At 56.5% G+C, this 14,904-nt stretch carries 14 protein-coding genes and 4 tRNA genes; 12 read left to right on the top strand and 6 right to left on the bottom strand.

From position 1 onward, the window contains the following. Nucleotides 1–104 precede the first annotated feature (104 nt). The 6 genes from clpP (at nucleotide 105) to ACHEXK_RS07530 (ending at nucleotide 5,059) form a co-directional block, all read left to right on the top strand. Nucleotides 105–713, top strand: coding sequence for an ATP-dependent Clp endopeptidase proteolytic subunit ClpP (gene clpP / locus ACHEXK_RS07555; protein ID WP_100118964.1), 609 nt, complete (start codon nucleotides 105–107; stop codon nucleotides 711–713). Between the two features lie 108 nt (nucleotides 714–821). Next, nucleotides 822–2,087: an ATP-dependent Clp protease ATP-binding subunit ClpX gene (clpX, locus tag ACHEXK_RS07550; RefSeq protein ID WP_416548762.1), complete on the top strand. Its 1,266-nt coding sequence runs from the start codon at nucleotides 822–824 to the stop codon at nucleotides 2,085–2,087. A gap of 100 nt (nucleotides 2,088–2,187) precedes the next feature. Next, entirely contained in the window at nucleotides 2,188–4,611 is a 2,424-nt protein-coding gene (gene lon / locus ACHEXK_RS07545) for an endopeptidase La (protein WP_416548760.1), read from the top strand. Between the two features lie 99 nt (nucleotides 4,612–4,710). Beyond that, nucleotides 4,711–4,786: transfer RNA gene (locus ACHEXK_RS07540), tRNA-Gly, on the top strand. 46 nt (nucleotides 4,787–4,832) lie between these two features. Further along, a tRNA-Gly gene (locus ACHEXK_RS07535) sits at nucleotides 4,833–4,908 on the top strand. A 77-nt stretch (nucleotides 4,909–4,985) separates the two neighbouring features. After that, nucleotides 4,986–5,059 (top strand) — tRNA-Cys (locus ACHEXK_RS07530). A gap of 67 nt (nucleotides 5,060–5,126) precedes the next feature. On the opposite strand, the gene ACHEXK_RS07525 is transcribed toward ACHEXK_RS07530, so the two are convergent. The 3 genes from ACHEXK_RS07525 to ACHEXK_RS07515 all read right to left on the bottom strand — a co-directional run bounded on the left by ACHEXK_RS07525 (nucleotide 5,127) and on the right by ACHEXK_RS07515 (nucleotide 6,801). Continuing rightward, nucleotides 5,127–5,405 carry a cupin domain-containing protein gene (locus ACHEXK_RS07525; protein ID WP_416548759.1) on the bottom strand — a complete coding sequence of 93 codons (279 nt, stop codon included), beginning with the start codon at nucleotides 5,403–5,405 and terminating at the stop codon, nucleotides 5,127–5,129. 65 nt (nucleotides 5,406–5,470) lie between these two features. Next, a complete protein-coding gene (locus ACHEXK_RS07520; protein WP_416548757.1) occupies nucleotides 5,471–6,271 on the bottom strand; it encodes a hypothetical protein in 801 nt (266 codons plus the stop codon). Continuing rightward, nucleotides 6,268–6,801: a hypothetical protein gene (locus ACHEXK_RS07515; RefSeq protein WP_416548755.1), complete on the bottom strand. Its 534-nt coding sequence runs from the start codon at nucleotides 6,799–6,801 to the stop codon at nucleotides 6,268–6,270. The genes ACHEXK_RS07520 and ACHEXK_RS07515 overlap by 4 nt, the downstream gene beginning before the upstream one ends. Nucleotides 6,802–6,927: 126 nt before the next feature. Between ACHEXK_RS07515 and ACHEXK_RS07510 the strand changes: the two genes are divergently transcribed. The 5 genes from ACHEXK_RS07510 (at nucleotide 6,928) to ACHEXK_RS07490 (ending at nucleotide 9,710) form a co-directional block, all read left to right on the top strand. Continuing rightward, entirely contained in the window at nucleotides 6,928–7,098 is a 171-nt protein-coding gene (locus ACHEXK_RS07510; protein ID WP_165803866.1) for a hypothetical protein, read from the top strand. A gap of 123 nt (nucleotides 7,099–7,221) precedes the next feature. Next, complete coding sequence (locus ACHEXK_RS07505; RefSeq protein ID WP_416548753.1) at nucleotides 7,222–7,614, top strand: MAPEG family protein; 393 nt, start codon at nucleotides 7,222–7,224, stop codon at nucleotides 7,612–7,614. A gap of 39 nt (nucleotides 7,615–7,653) precedes the next feature. Next, nucleotides 7,654–7,746, top strand: a tRNA-Leu gene (locus tag ACHEXK_RS07500). An 18-nt stretch (nucleotides 7,747–7,764) separates the two neighbouring features. Continuing rightward, on the top strand, nucleotides 7,765–8,397 hold the full coding sequence (locus ACHEXK_RS07495; protein ID WP_416548751.1) for a DUF6806 family protein: 633 nt from the start codon (nucleotides 7,765–7,767) through the stop codon (nucleotides 8,395–8,397). Between the two features lie 11 nt (nucleotides 8,398–8,408). After that, nucleotides 8,409–9,710 (top strand): MFS transporter, encoded by a 1,302-nt coding sequence (locus ACHEXK_RS07490; protein WP_416548749.1) that lies wholly within the window; start codon nucleotides 8,409–8,411, stop codon nucleotides 9,708–9,710. Here the strand turns inward: ACHEXK_RS07490 and murI are convergent, their stop codons facing one another. Genes murI through ACHEXK_RS07475 form a run of 3 tightly spaced genes read right to left on the bottom strand, consistent with a single transcriptional unit; the run spans nucleotide 9,711 to nucleotide 12,757 of the window. Further along, nucleotides 9,711–10,565: a glutamate racemase gene (gene murI / locus ACHEXK_RS07485; protein ID WP_416548747.1), complete on the bottom strand. Its 855-nt coding sequence runs from the start codon at nucleotides 10,563–10,565 to the stop codon at nucleotides 9,711–9,713. Nucleotides 10,566–10,567: 2 nt separating this feature from the next. After that, nucleotides 10,568–12,121, bottom strand: a complete 1,554-nt coding sequence (locus ACHEXK_RS07480) for a fumarate hydratase (RefSeq protein WP_416548745.1) — start codon at nucleotides 12,119–12,121, stop codon at nucleotides 10,568–10,570. Nucleotides 12,122–12,157: 36 nt separating this feature from the next. Then, a complete protein-coding gene (locus ACHEXK_RS07475) occupies nucleotides 12,158–12,757 on the bottom strand; it encodes a TIGR00645 family protein (protein WP_416548743.1) in 600 nt (199 codons plus the stop codon). A gap of 178 nt (nucleotides 12,758–12,935) precedes the next feature. Here ACHEXK_RS07475 and acs point away from each other — a divergent pair, with 178 nt between their 5' ends. Beyond that, nucleotides 12,936–14,897 (top strand): acetate--CoA ligase, encoded by a 1,962-nt coding sequence (gene acs, locus ACHEXK_RS07470; protein ID WP_416548741.1) that lies wholly within the window; start codon nucleotides 12,936–12,938, stop codon nucleotides 14,895–14,897. Nucleotides 14,898–14,904: the final 7 nt, after the last annotated feature.

The following is a 14,904-nucleotide window of genomic DNA, read 5'->3' as shown; positions in this document are numbered from 1 at the left end:
ACGATTGGGGCTTGTGCCGGGCTTGCAGTCTGGCCGACAAGCCCCATCTCTTTGATGGGGTTGAGAAGCGGGTTACAGTTATCCAAGATTTTTCTGGAGAAAAGATGAGCGCACTGGACATCACAAATTTGGGCATGGTCCCCATGGTCGTCGAGCAATCGGGCCGTGGCGAGCGTGCTTATGACATTTATTCGCGTTTGCTCAAGGAGCGTGTGATCTTTTTGGTGGGTGAGGTCAATGACCACATGGCCAACCTGATCGTGGCCCAGCTGTTATTTTTGGAGAGTGAAAACCCCGAAAAGGACATTTCGCTGTACATCAACTCGCCAGGTGGTTCGGTGAGTGCCGGTATGGCGATCTACGACACCATGAACTTCATCAAGCCCGATGTGTCGACTTTGTGCAACGGTATGGCGGCGAGCATGGGCGCGTTCTTGCTGTCCTCAGGGGCCAAGGGCAAGCGTTTTTCATTGCCCAACTCCAAGATCATGATTCACCAACCCTTGGGTGGTGCGCGTGGTCAGGCCACCGAGATCGAAATCGCCGCCCGCGAAATCGTCAAAACCCGAGCGCATCTCAACCGCATCCTGTCCGAGAACACCGGGCAGCCGCTTTCAAAGATCGAGATCGACACCGAGCGTGACTACTACCTGTCAGCCACAGAAGCCAAAGATTACGGCTTGGTTGACGAAGTTATTTCTAAACGCGCTTGAATGTGGCCGGGTTTTCCGGCTCCCAAGCTGACGGCGTTTACCTCCAAAGGGTGAGCGCCGTTTTTCTTTCGTTATCATTGACAGATTCCGGATACCGAGGCGACATTTATGGCCGATAAAAAAGGCTCAACGACTGAGAAAAACCTGTTCTGCTCCTTTTGCGGCAAAAGCCAGCACGAGGTCAAAAAGCTGATCGCAGGTCCGTCGGTGTTCATTTGCGACGAATGCATTGACTTGTGCAACGACATCGTGCGCGATGAACTGGCCACCACCACGGTGGCCGAAGGCGGCAAAGAGGGCTTGCCGACACCGCTGGACATCAAAACCAACCTCGACAACTACGTGATCGGTCAGGAAAAGGCCAAACGCAGCTTGGCGGTGGCGGTGTACAACCATTACAAACGACTCAAGCACAAAGAGACCGCCAAAAAAGACGAGGTCGAATTGGCCAAAAGCAATATTTTGCTGATTGGCCCTACGGGGTCAGGCAAGACGCTGTTGGCGCAAACCATGGCACGGATGCTGGATGTGCCTTTTGTGATGGCTGACGCCACCACTTTGACCGAAGCCGGTTATGTGGGCGAAGACGTCGAGAACATCGTGGCCAAGTTGTTGCAAACCTGCAATTACGATGTGGAACGTGCCCAACGGGGCATTGTCTACATCGATGAGATCGACAAGATCACCCGCAAGTCGGACAACCCCTCCATCACCCGCGATGTGTCGGGCGAGGGGGTTCAGCAGGCCTTGCTCAAATTGGTCGAAGGCACCATGGCCAGCGTACCGCCTCAGGGTGGCCGCAAGCACCCCAACCAAGATTTCTTGCAGATTGACACGACCAACATTTTGTTCATCTGTGGTGGCGCGTTTGCGGGCCTCGAAAAAGTCATCGAAAACCGCACCGAATCGGGTGGTATCGGATTTGGTGCATCTGTCAAAAGCAAGAAACAACGCTCTTTGACGGATGTCTTCAACGAAGTGGAACCCGAAGACCTGATCAAGTTTGGTCTGATTCCCGAGTTGGTGGGGCGTTTGCCGGTGATTGCCACCTTGGCCGAACTGACCGAAGAGGCTTTGGTGCAGATTCTCACCGAACCCAAAAACGCCGTGGTCAAGCAGTTCACCAAACTGCTGGCCATGGAGGGTGTGGATCTGGAAGTGCGCCCCAATGCACTGACGGCCATGGCCCGTAAAGCCTTGGCTCGCAAGACTGGTGCCCGCGGACTGCGATCCATCATGGAGCAGGCGCTGATTGACACCATGTTTGAACTTCCCAACCAAGCAAATGTCGAAAAAGTGGTGGTGGACGAGTCCGTTATCGACGACAACAAGCCACCTTTGCTGGTTTACCGCGAGTCGGCCAAGCAGGCCTGACCCGCATGGGCTGCTCTTTGTTTTTTACCCCTTGCGCTTGCTGGGTTGAAATTGCGCGAGCAGCATCCATGTGCAGCTGAATTGACACGAGGGACACACCATGTCTGGACATACACCTTTGCCGCCCACCTTGATTGACCTGCCCATGCTGCCTTTGCGCGATGTGGTGGTGTTCCCTCACATGGTGATCCCCTTGTTTGTGGGGCGTCCAAAAAGCATCAAAGCCCTTGAGTCGGCCATGGCTGCTGAGCGTCGCATCATGCTGGTGGCCCAGAAAACCGCAGCCAAAGACGAACCTGCCGTTGACGACATGTTTGACGTGGGCTGTGTCTCGACCATATTGCAGATGCTGAAGCTGCCAGACGGCACGGTGAAGGTCTTGGTGGAAGGCCAGCAGCGCGCCTTGGTCAAGTCCATCGTGGATGGCGAGGCTCATTTTGTGGCTTCCGTGACCCCAGTGGACCCTGTATCCGAGTTGTCCGATGACAGCAGCGAAATCGAAGCGCTGCGCCGCGCCGTGATGCAGCAGTTTGATCAGTACGTCAAACTCAACAAGAAAATTCCGCCTGAAATCTTGACCTCGATTTCCAGCATCGACGACCCCGGTCGTTTGGCCGACACGATTGCTGCGCACTTGCCACTGAAGCTGGAGAACAAGCAACAGGTCTTGGATCTGGCCAACATCAAGTCACGTCTGGAAAATTTGTTTGCCCAGTTGGAGCATGAGGTAGACATCCTGAATGTGGACAAACGCATTCGTGGCCGCGTCAAGCGCCAAATGGAAAAAAACCAGCGCGACTTCTATTTGAACGAGCAGGTCAAAGCCATTCAAAAAGAATTGGGTGATGGTGAAGAGGGCGCTGACATCGAGGAGCTTGAGAAAAAGATCAAGGCAGCCAAAATGTCGGCGGAAGCCCGCAAAAAAGCCGAAGGCGAGTTGAAAAAACTCAAACTCATGTCGCCCATGTCGGCGGAGGCCTCCGTGGTGCGCAATTACTTGGATGTGTTGATTGGTCTGCCCTGGGGCAAAAAAACCAAGCTCAAACACGATTTGGCCAATGCCGAAGACGTGCTCAACCAAGACCACTTTGGCTTGGACAAAGTCAAGGACCGCATTTTGGAATACCTCGCCGTTCAACAACGCGTGGACAAAGTCAAAGCGCCCATCCTCTGTCTTGTGGGACCCCCCGGTGTGGGCAAGACATCCTTGGGGCAATCGATTGCCAAGGCCACTGGGCGCAAATACGTGCGCATGGCATTGGGTGGCATGCGCGATGAGGCTGAGATTCGCGGCCATCGCCGCACCTACATCGGCGCTTTGCCCGGCAAAGTCCTGCAAAATTTGAACAAAGTGGGCACCAAGAACCCCTTGTTCTTGCTGGACGAAATCGACAAGTTGGGCACGGATTTCCGGGGTGATCCTTCGAGCGCATTGCTCGAAGTGTTGGACCCCGAGCAAAACCACACCTTCGGTGACCATTACGTCGAGGTGGACTTTGACCTGAGCGATGTGATGTTCGTGGCGACCTCCAACTCGATGAATATCCCATCGGCTTTGTTGGACCGGATGGAAGTGATCCGTTTGTCTGGTTACACCGAAGACGAAAAAACCAGCATTGCCATGAAGTACTTGCTGCCCAAGCAAATGACCAACAATGGTGTGAAAGATTCTGAACTGCTGGTCACGGAAGCCGCTGTGCGCGACGTGGTGCGTTACTACACCCGTGAGGCTGGCGTGCGCTCCCTTGAGCGCGAGTTGGGCAAAATCTGCCGCAAAGTCGTGAAAGCCTTGTTGCTCAAACAGATGACACCGCAAGTGGTGGTGAACGCCGATAACTTGAATGAGTTTTTGGGTGTGCGCAAGTACACCTACGGCCGTGCGGAGCAGAAAAACCAAGTGGGCCAGGTGGTCGGATTGGCGTGGACGGAAGTGGGTGGTGATTTGCTGACCATCGAGGCCGCTCTCATGCCTGGCAAGGGTGTCATCACCCGCACGGGCTCCTTGGGCGATGTGATGAAAGAGTCTGTTGAAGCGGCCCGCACTGTGGTGCGCAGCCGCTCTCGACTCTTGGGCATCAAGGACGAGGTCTTTGAAAAGAAAGATCTGCACATCCACGTGCCCGATGGCGCAACCCCCAAAGACGGTCCGAGTGCTGGCGCGGCCATGACCACGGCCATGGTGTCGGCCATGACGGGTATACCTGTCCGAGCCGATGTGGCCATGACGGGCGAGATCACGCTGCGCGGTGAAGTCACAGCCATTGGTGGCTTGAAAGAAAAGCTGCTGGCGGCGCTGCGTGGGGGCATCAAGACGGTTTTGATTCCTGAAGACAACGTGAAAGACCTGCAAGACATTCCTGAGAATGTCAAAAATGGTTTGGAAATCGTCCCTGTCAAATGGATCGATCAGGTTTTGGATGTGGCTTTGGAAGCCAAGCCTGCCCCCCTGAGTGATGAAGAGGTGGCCGCTGCTGCGTTGTCTGCGGCGACCGCGACGGCCAAGCCTGAGGCGGTGAAACATTGATGCAAAATTTTCAGTGGGAGTTCAAAGCCCCCCTGAAATTGCATTACAATTTGGGCATTCCAGAAAACAAAGCATAAAATGCTGAGTTTTGTGAAATACGCGGGAATAGCTCAGTTGGTAGAGCGCAACCTTGCCAAGGTTGAGGTCGCGAGTTCGAATCTCGTTTCCCGCTCCATATTTCGAAAGAGGCACCAAGCTCTTTCTTGTGGTTTTTACAGTTTGCGGGAATAGCTCAGTTGGTAGAGCGCAACCTTGCCAAGGTTGAGGTCGCGAGTTCGAATCTCGTTTCCCGCTCCAAACATGTGAAAAACAGCTTGTTTTTCAGAAAAATGGGAAGCAGCAGCTTCCCTTTTTTGTCGGTCATCAACGGTTTTGGCGCGATAGCAAAGCGGTTATGCAACGGATTGCAAATCCGTCTAGCCCAGTTCGACTCTGGGTCGCGCCTCCAAACAAATACCTCTGCGGATCATCCCGCAGGGGTATTTTTTTTGAGCCCACACCGCGTTGGTGTTTGATCAGTTGGCGCGAGCCACCCACACCGTGGCGCCTTGCGGCCCATACAACTCCGCGTGCGGGACGTTGCGAGCCAGTCGAAAATCATCGCCAGCTTTCAGGTGCTGGGTTTTTTCACCCACCGTCAGCCAATACTCACCACGAACAACGTGGGCACTGACATCAAAAGGGTGGGTATGAAATTCCAGTTTCAAGTGGGCAGCCCACTCTCGGACAATGATTTCGTCAAAACCCTCGTCCATGGATTGCGCGGTGAATGCTTCAAGAGTGAGGGTGGTCATCGGTCATTCCCCAAGAAAAAACCCCATGCTAATGGCGTTGGACGAACAGGGCAGTCGCCAATCCGTCAACGATAGAGTGCATAAGGGGTGATGCTGGCGCAATAGACCACGGCGGGGAAGCTGCTGATCCAAGCCCAAAAAAAACGGTTGAGTCCGAAGAACCAAAAGACGAGAAAATGGAAGAGCGTGGCCACAGCGCACCACAGCAGCGCCAAGCGGACCTCAAGCAAGGCCAATGGAAAAAGCCCCTCCCACAGGGTGAACGACCATGAGCAAAGCAAAGCGACATGGGGGTTGCGGTAAATGCTGTGGGGGGCCAAGGGGCCATAAATCCCCGTGTCCAGAAAAACGGGCAAAGCCCGTCCTGAGCGCCATTCAGGCCGAAGGAGTTTGACCCAACCTGACACAAAGTAAGAGCTGACGGTTTGCAAACTGATGAACCAAAAGCCTGCTTGCCAGCCCAGCGATGTGTTGGTGAATGAGCCCACGAGGTGGGACAGCAGCAAGCCGGAGAGACCCACCAGGGTCATGAAGTCACTGCCCCCGTTGAAGGCCCCGCGCCATCGCAACAGCAGCAGCAAACCCATCAAAAAAAGCAAGGCCGCACCGGCCAAACCGACTTGCCCCAACATCAGCGCGATGGCCAATGCGCCCCGCAAGCACAGCCAGGTTGTACAGGGTTTGGGTTGGAAAAGGCGATTGAGAACAGCTTTGAGCCAGGTGGGTCGCGCCGGAATTTCTTGACTCAGTGCAGGCCATCGGGTGAGCTTGTCCATCGCGGGCAGGCGAAGGTACTCGAGTGTTTGCAGCAGCAAGCTCCAGCCCAGCAAAATTTCGAAACTCCGAACAGCCCAGGTCAAGCTCATGCGTCCACCACCGGAGATTGCAGCATCAATTGGCTGTTTTGGCCATCGGGCAGTTCCATGCGCACCTGAAACTGGAAGGCGCTGAGTGTTGACGCGATGGGGTGGGCGATCATGGACTGCGCATCCCAGCATGCCCCTGAAATGGCTTGCTTGGCCAGTTGCTCGACCAATTGGTAGGTCACGCGATCCCGTATGTCTGCACCTTCGGGCAAATCGTTGATGTCGTTGGCCAAATGATCCACCAGGTTGTAGTGGGCCAAAGCCAAATTCACGGCCGGATTGTGAAAGAGGTGAAATGCTCGGCGTGGCAAGCGGGGGTAGACCAGTTGCCAGTCAGTCCAGATGGCCCGATCCGATTGCCCCCTGACATAGAGTCTGGGGGTCAATTGAATGCCGTGGTAGAACTTCCAGTTGGGGAAAAAGGCCCGAAAGAAAAACAGCCAAGGGCCGTCGATGATGCCCCAGCGTTGACGCAAATTCAGCGCCAGCAAGGCGAAATAGGCCACGATCAGCCAAGCGGTGATGTCCATGGAGGCAGTTTATCGTTTACATCGGGCGCGATTTGAAAGAGGCGCACCAACTTGAGCTGTCCACCCGTCAAAACAGCCCATTCTTGTGGCTTAATAACGCTTTGCATTATTTCTCTGGAGCCGAAGATGGGCAATAAAATCGTTACTGAAGCAGATCGTAAATTCACACCACCATTGCCCGCATTGCCAGGCGTGACCCTGCGTACACCCGGCCGTGGTCAGCGTGTGAGTCTTGAGCGTGGCGTGGCCACCCGCAGCAAAAAGAACCCCGGCAAGCGCTCCAAAAAAGGCGGTTGATGACCGGGCTCGGCATCGTGCCGAGACGGTGAATGGCCACTGAAGATTTCAGTGGCTTTTTTTTTGGGGTCTTGAGGAAGCCTTGAGGCCGTTGAACTGGGCTGAAACATCTGGGAGCTGGTGATGGTGATTTCTTATGGTTCGTTGTTGGTGGCCGGTCTGATGCCTGTGGTGTGTGCAGGCATTGCCAAATCGGGTTTCAAAGGGTATGACAACCGTGACCCGCGCGCTTGGCTGGCCCTCCAAACGGGTTTCAGGGCGAGGGCCAATGCCGCGCAGGCCAACTGTTTTGAAGCGTTTCCATTTTTTGCGGTTGGCGTCATTTTGGCCTTGTTGACGGGGGTTGATCCGCAAATCGTGGATGCCTCGTCCCTGTTTTTTGTGGTGATGCGTGTGGCTTATGTGTTTTGCTACATCACCGACAAAGCCAAGTGGCGCACGATCGTGTGGTCCGCTGCTTATTTGACTGTGGTGGCGCTGTATGCGCTGGCCATTCTGAATTTGCAGATGGATTGAGCTCAAAACAAGGGTTTATCAAGGCACAATAAGCGTTCTGCCCCGGTGGTGAAACTGGTAGACACACCGGACTTAAAATCCGTTGCTTCGTTCATAGCGGGCGTACCGGTTCGATTCCGGTTCGGGGCACCATTCTGGGGAAACACCATCATGAAAAACGACAACGCACCGCTTGAAATTCATGTGCATGGTGATGTGCCCATCAAGCCCGGTACCGACCTCAAATCCATCCAGGAAGCGCTCAAACCCCTGTGGCGTTATGCAGGGGCACGCAATTTGAATGAAGGCGCCTCTAGCTTGTACGAAGAGGAGCCTGGCATTCGTTTTGACAGCGATTTGAACCGCCTGCAAATGTGTTGGACCGTTCGAGGCGACGATGACTTTCGCATGGTCATGGAAGACCTGTGCATGAACGTGAATGATTTATCGGCTGCCGGCGCGCAGATCGAAGTCACCTTTTATGACACCGAGTTTGACGAGGAGGACGAAGCCAGCGGCACCGACTCGCGAGATGACTTTGTCATGCTGTTTGTGGGGCCTGATCCAGGCGCCATCATGCAAGCGCAACGGGATCTGTTGATCCACGATGTGGTCAACATGATGGAGCGCCACTTTGACGGTTCCGAGCTCTCGGGCGTGGTGGCTGAAATTGACAAATTGTTCAGCCAACGGTTTGACAATTTGGTCAGCTCTTTGGAGCTGGGCAAACCACCCCGTGGCGCTGGTGGCAATGGCGGTGGCAGTGGCCATGGTGGCGGTCGCCGTCCCAGACACCTTCACTGAAGTTTTTCCTCATGGCTGCTTGGATCTCTCGCGAAGCCCTCAATCCCGGTGTTCGAAAGCGCGAGGTCTTTGGCTGGGCCATGTACGACTTCGCCAACTCGGGCTACACCACGGTGGTCATCACAGCCGTGTTCGCCGCCTATTTCGTGGGCGGCGTGGCCGGTGGGGCGGATTGGGCCACCTTGGCTTGGACTTCAGGCTTGAGCGTTTCTTACCTGGTGGTGATGTTGACCATGCCTGGCTTGGGCGCTTGGGCTGACCGTGTGGCGGGCAAAAAGCGTTTGCTCATGTGGGCCACATGCGGTTGCGTGCTCAGCACGGCCGCCTTGGCATGGGTGGGTCCAGGTCAGGTGGCTTTGGGCTTGTTCATTTTGGTGCTCTCCAATACCTTCTTCTCTTACGGTGAATCGCTCACAGCCTCTTTCTTGCCGGAGTTGGCCAAGCCCGATGCCATGGGCCGTGTGAGTGGTTGGGGCTGGTCTTTGGGTTATATCGGCGGCATGCTCAGTTTGGGCATTTGCTTGGCCTATGTGTTGTCTGCCCAGGCTCGCGGCGAGTCAGGCAGCCAGTTTGTGCCAGTGACCATGCTCATCACGGCTGGCATTTATGGTGCAGCGGCGCTTGTGACTTTTGCACTCTTGAAAGAGCATTCCCCTGCGCAACCGAATTTGCCCGTTCGCAGTGTGCTGCAAAGTTGGCGTGGACTGCGTCAAACTTGGCGAGATGCTTCGCCTTACCCGGATTTCTTGCGTCTGCTGGCCTGCGCAGTGGCCTACCAAGGTGGCGTGGCTGTGGCCATCACCTTGGCGGCGATTTACGCCGAGCAGGTCATTGGCTTCCAGCCACAAGAAACCATGGTGCTGATCTTTGTGTTGAATTTGGCGGCCTTTGCCGGTGCTTTTTTACTGGGGTATTTGCAAGACCGTGTGGGGCACAAACTGACTTTGTCTTTGACCTTGTTGGGTTGGATCGCCACGTGCATCATTGCCGCCTTGGCCAGCAGCAAAGACACGTTTTGGTGGGCGGCGGCGATTGCTGGGTTTTGCATGGGCTCCAGCCAGTCTTCTGGCCGTGCCCTGGCAGGTTTGCTGGTTCCCCCCCAACGTTTGGGAGAATTTTTTGGTCTGTGGACCATGGCCATTCGCTTGGCGAGTATCTTGGGGCCGATGACTTATGGTTTGATCACGTGGCTGAGCGATGGCAACCAGCGTTTGGCCATTGGATCAACCTCACTCTTGTTTGTGCTGGGTTTGGTATTGTTGATGCCCTTGAACGTGGCGCGCGGACGTTTGGCGGCGCAATCGCTCTCCTGATCAAGCAAGGGTCAGGTCAGCGGGTACCGCCTCGCAGACTTCGGGTGGCAAGCCTAACCAGCGCTGGGCGGCAGCTTGCAGGCTTTGCAAGTTGCCCGTGGTCAACAAGTGCATGGTCGGTGTGACCGCATCGTTCATGGGGGGCATCAGCCGTTCGGCGGCAGCCAGCAGGCGATGAGTTTGACGCGCGACGGGCTCTCCGGTCGAGACCAATTGCACCTGTGGCCCCAGCAATTGGCGCAAAACAGGTTCAACAAACACATAGTGGGTGCAGCCCAAAACCAAGGTGTCGATGGCGCCGGGTGTTGTGCCAAAGCGGCCCATGGCATGGGTGTACGTTTTGAGCAAGTGTGCGATTTCTTCTTGCGCTGCAACGGCATGAGCCGTCAGCGTGCTTTGTTCGATGGCCAAGGCCAAGCCATTGCAGGCCTGGACCTCGAAGTGCGCCGCCTTGTTCACGCTGGCCAACAGGCGTGCAAATTTGTCACTGCCTACCGTGCCACGGGTGGCCATCACGCCAATGTGGCGTGTGTGGCTCAGCGCCAATGCGGGTTTGAGTGCCGGCTCCAAGCCCACGATGGGCAGGGCAGGGTGCTGCAAACGCAGTTCGTGAATGGCCGCTGCCGTGGCGGTGTTGCAGGCCACCACCAAGGCCTTGATCTGATGTCGCTGCAGCAAATACGCGGCGGCCGCATGGGTGCGTTGACTGACAAACGCTTCACTTTTTTCACCGTAGGGCGCGTGGGCATTGTCGGCCATGTAGACAAAGCGCTCTTTGGGCAGCTCTTTGTGCAAGGCCTGCAGCACGCTCAGGCCCCCAATGCCGCTGTCAAAAACGCCGATGGGGGCGTTCACGTTCAACCTGCGTTGACGCCAATACCTTTGAACTCACCCGTCGCGATGCGTTTTTGCCACTCGGCCGGGCCGGTGATGTGGGCGCTGGTGCCGCCCGCATCCACAGCCACCGTGACGGGCATGTCCACCACATCGAACTCGTAAATGGCTTCCATGCCCATGTCGGCAAAGCCCACCACCTGGGCGTGTTTGATGGCCTTGGACACCAGGTAAGCCGCACCGCCCACAGCCATCAGGTAAGCACTCTTGTGCTTCTTGATGGCTTCGATGGCGACGGGCCCGCGCTCGGCCTTGCCAATCATGGCGATCAGGCCGGTGTTGGCCAGCATCATGTCGGTGAAGCCGTCCATGCGGGTGGCGGTGGTGGGGCCGGCAGGGCCGACGGCCTCGTCGCCCACCGGGTCCACCGGGCCCACGTAATAAATGACGCGGTTGGTGAAGTCCACCGGAAGTTGCTCGCCCTTGGCCAACATGTCTTGGATGCGCTTGTGCGCGGCGTCACGGCCTGTGAGCATCTTGCCGTTGAGCAAGAGGGTTTGGCCAGGTTTCCAGGCGGCGACTTGCTCGGGGCTCAGGGTGTTCAGGTCCACGCGTTGGCTCTTTTCGGTATCGGCCGTCCAGCCGACGTTGGGCCACAGATCCAGAGAAGGTGCTTCCAAATACGTGGGGCCGGAGCCGTCGAGGACAAAGTGCGCGTGGCGGGTGGCTGCGCAGTTGGGGATCATGGCCACGGGCTTGGAGGCGGCGTGGGTGGGGTACATCTTGATCTTGATGTCCAGCACGGTGGTCAGGCCGCCTAGGCCCTGGGCACCAATGCCCAGGGCATTGACCTTGTGGTACAGCTCCAAGCGCATTTCTTCGACGGGGTCGAGTTTTGCGCCTTGGCTGGATTTTTCGAGCAGCTGGTACATGTCCAAGTCGTCCATCAGGCTTTCCTTGGCCAGAAGCACCGCTTTTTCTGCGGTGCCGCCAATCCCGATGCCCAGCATGCCGGGCGGGCACCAGCCCGCGCCCATGGTGGGCACGGTTTTGAGCACCCAGTCAACGATGCTGTCGCCAGGGTTGAGCATGATCATCTTGGACTTGTTTTCGCTGCCGCCACCTTTGGCGGCCACAGTCACATGCACATGGTGGCCGGGCACGATCTTGGTAAAGATAACTGCGGGTGTGTTGTCTTTGGTGTTTTTGCGGTTGAAGTGCGGGTCCGATACGACGGAGGCACGCAGCATGTTGTCCGATTGGTTGTAACCCCGGCGCACGCCTTCGTTGATGGCGTCTTCGAGGCTGCCCGTGAAGCCGTCAAATTTCACGTCCATGCCGACTTCAAGGAAGACGTTGACGATGCCGGTGTCTTGGCAAATCGGGCGATGACCGATGGCGCTCATCTTGCTGTTGGTGAGGATTTGCGCGATCGCATCTTTGGCGGCGGGGCTTTGCTCACGGGCATAGGCGCTGGCCAGGTGCGAGATGAAGTCAGCGGGGTGGTAGTAGCTGATGTACTGCAGTGCGGCAGCGATGGATTCGATCAGGTCGTCTTGTTTGATCAGTGTGGTCATGGTGGTGGCGTCCAGGGAAAATCAAAAACGGTTCGTTCAATGGGCCTTGTCGTGGTGCGACATCAGGCGGTCTGCATAGGCAATGGCAATGGCGCTGAGCAAAAAAGCCATGTGGATGATGGTTTGCCACATCAGCACTTTTTCATCGTAGTTGGCGGCGTTGATGAAGGTTTTGAGCAGGTGGATGGAGCTGATGCCGATGATGGCCGTGCCCAATTTGACTTTGAGCACCGAAGCGTTGACGTGGTCCAGCCACTCGGGTTGGTCGGGATGGCCTTCCAAATTCAGGCGCGAGACAAAGGTTTCATAGCCACCCACGATCACCATGATGAGCAAGTTGGAGATCATGACCACGTCGATCAGGGCCAACACCACCAACATGATCACCGTTTCATTCAAGGCGGTGATGGGCGCATCGGCTTTGTAGCCAATGCTGTTGATCAGCGCTTGCAGCGCGGTTTGGCTGCCAAAAGCAGCTTCCAAGAGATGAACCAATTCCACCCAAAAGTGAAAAACGTAGACGGCTTGTGCCGCGATCAGGCCCAAGTAAAGGGGCAATTGGAGCCAACGGCTGGCAAAAATGAAGCTGTTCAAGGGGCTCAATTTGCTGGGCGTGGCGGGCGGCTTGGGGGACATGGTTTTCCTGAATGTTGCATGAAGGCAAAGCCTTGGCGCGAGTGAAGATTTTAGGCCTTAGAAGTGCTATTCCAGGCCATGCCCGTGCAAGTCTGATGTCAGTCAGTGCTTTGTAAGAGCGAAAGCCGACATTTGCACCAGTTTTGAAAACGCCCATGTCATTGAGGAGACAAATCTGATGAGTTCCAACCTTTATCAACCCAGCGCAGACTTCGTTAAAAACGCCAACGTCTCCGGTATGGCCGCCTATGAAGCCTTGTGCAAAGAGGCGGAAACCGATTACCAAGGTTTCTGGGGCCGTTTGGCCCAAGAGATGATCACCTGGAAGACCCCCTTCACCCAGGTGCTCGACGAGTCCAATGCCCCTTTCTTCAAGTGGTTCGAAGACGGCACCCTGAACGCCTCTTACAACTGCCTCGATCGCAACGTTGAAAAAGGTTTGGGCGACAAGACCGCCATCATTTTTGAAGCCGACGGCGGTGAAGTGACCAAGGTCACTTACAGCCAGTTGCTGGCGAAAACCTGCCAGTACGCCAACGCTTTGAAGAGCTTGGGCATCCAAAAAGGTGACCGTGTGGTCATCTACATCTCCATGTCCATCGAAGGTGTGGCCGCCATGCAAGCTTGCGCCCGCATCGGCGCCACCCACTCGGTGGTATTCGGTGGTTTCTCGGCCCAGTCGCTGCGCGACCGCATCGAAGATACCGGTGCTGTGGCCGTGATCACCGCCGACAACCAAGTGCGCGGTGGCAAACTGCTGCCCCTCAAGTCGATTGTGGACGAAGCCATCAACCTGGGCGGTTGCGGCTCGATCCAGAATGTGTTGGTCGTCAAGCGTTCGGGCGCCGAGATCGCCATGACCGCAGGTCGCGACCAGTGGATGGCCGATCTGGCTGACCAGCAAGCCACCACCTGCGAGCCCGAGTGGGTCGGCGCTGAACACCCCTTGTTCTTGCTCTACACCTCCGGCTCCACTGGCAAGCCCAAAGGCGTGCAACACAGCACAGGGGGGTATTTGCTGCATGCGGCGCTGACCACCAAGTGGACTTTTGACCTGAAGCAGGACGACGTGTTCTGGTGCACCGCCGACATCGGCTGGGTCACAGGCCACACCTACATCACCTACGGCCCTCTGGCATTGGGCGGCACTGAAATCGTGTTCGAAGGTGTGCCCACTTACCCCGATGCTGGCCGCTTCTGGAAGATGATCCAGGACCACAAAGCCACGATTTTCTACACCGCCCCCACCGCCATCCGCTCGCTGATCAAAGCGGCTGAGGCCAACGACGCTGTGCACCCCAAGAGCTACGACCTCTCCAGCCTGCGTTTGCTGGGCTCGGTGGGTGAGCCCATCAACCCCGCCGCGTGGGAGTGGTACCACCAGCACGTGGGCGGCAGCCGTTGCCCCATCGTGGACACTTTCTGGCAAACAGAGACCGGTGGCCACATGATCACCCCGTTGCCTGGGGTGACCCCCATGGTGCCTGGCTCATGCACCTTGCCGTTCCCTGGCATCCAGGCCGCCATCGTGAGCGAAACCGGCGAGGACATGCCCAATGGCCAAGGCGGTATTTTGGTGGTCAAGCGCCCGTGGCCTTCCATGATCCGCAACATTTGGGGTGACCCAGAGCGCTTCAAGAAGAGCTACTACCCAGACGACTTCAAGGGCAAGTACTACCTGGCGGGCGACGGCGCGATCCGCGACGAGAAGACGGGTTATTTCACCATCACCGGCCGCATCGACGACGTGCTCAACGTGTCAGGTCACCGCATGGGCACGATGGAAATCGAATCGGCCTTGGTCAGCTGCACTGAGCTGGTGGCCGAAGCTGCCGTGGTGGGGCGTCCCGACGACACCACGGGCGAAGCCATCTGCGCCTTTGTGGTGCTCAAGCGCGCGCTGCCGAACAGCGACGAAGGCAAGGCGATAGCCAAGCAATTGCGTGACCACATCGCTAAAGAAATCGGCCCCATCGCCAAACCCAAAGACATCCGCTTTGGCGAAAACTTGCCCAAGACCCGTTCCGGCAAGATCATGCGCCGTCTGCTGCGTTCGCTGGCCAAAGGCGAAGCGATCACACAAGACATTTCCACCTTGGAAAACCCCGCTATCCTGGACCAGTTGGGCCAGGCCTATTGAGTGCCTG

The sequence above is a fragment of the Limnohabitans sp. DCL3 genome (genome assembly GCF_048019295.1).
GTDB lineage: Bacteria > Pseudomonadota > Gammaproteobacteria > Burkholderiales > Burkholderiaceae_C > Limnohabitans_A.
Note: the sequence above shows the minus strand (reverse complement) of the source record. Positions and strands in the feature narration are given on the sequence as shown.

Coding starts and splice junctions, on each gene's coding strand:
- clpP (WP_100118964.1), top strand. CDS start 105: ATGAGCGCACTGGACATCACAAATTTGGGCATGGTCCCCATGGTCGTC.
- clpX (WP_416548762.1), top strand. CDS start 822: ATGGCCGATAAAAAAGGCTCAACGACTGAGAAAAACCTGTTCTGCTCC.
- lon (WP_416548760.1), top strand. CDS start 2,188: ATGTCTGGACATACACCTTTGCCGCCCACCTTGATTGACCTGCCCATG.
- ACHEXK_RS07525 (WP_416548759.1), bottom strand. CDS start 5,405: ATGACCACCCTCACTCTTGAAGCATTCACCGCGCAATCCATGGACGAG.
- ACHEXK_RS07520 (WP_416548757.1), bottom strand. CDS start 6,271: ATGAGCTTGACCTGGGCTGTTCGGAGTTTCGAAATTTTGCTGGGCTGG.
- ACHEXK_RS07515 (WP_416548755.1), bottom strand. CDS start 6,801: ATGGACATCACCGCTTGGCTGATCGTGGCCTATTTCGCCTTGCTGGCG.
- ACHEXK_RS07510 (WP_165803866.1), top strand. CDS start 6,928: ATGGGCAATAAAATCGTTACTGAAGCAGATCGTAAATTCACACCACCA.
- ACHEXK_RS07505 (WP_416548753.1), top strand. CDS start 7,222: ATGGTGATTTCTTATGGTTCGTTGTTGGTGGCCGGTCTGATGCCTGTG.
- ACHEXK_RS07495 (WP_416548751.1), top strand. CDS start 7,765: ATGAAAAACGACAACGCACCGCTTGAAATTCATGTGCATGGTGATGTG.
- ACHEXK_RS07490 (WP_416548749.1), top strand. CDS start 8,409: ATGGCTGCTTGGATCTCTCGCGAAGCCCTCAATCCCGGTGTTCGAAAG.
- ACHEXK_RS07480 (WP_416548745.1), bottom strand. CDS start 12,121: ATGACCACACTGATCAAACAAGACGACCTGATCGAATCCATCGCTGCC.
- ACHEXK_RS07475 (WP_416548743.1), bottom strand. CDS start 12,757: ATGTCCCCCAAGCCGCCCGCCACGCCCAGCAAATTGAGCCCCTTGAAC.
- acs (WP_416548741.1), top strand. CDS start 12,936: ATGAGTTCCAACCTTTATCAACCCAGCGCAGACTTCGTTAAAAACGCC.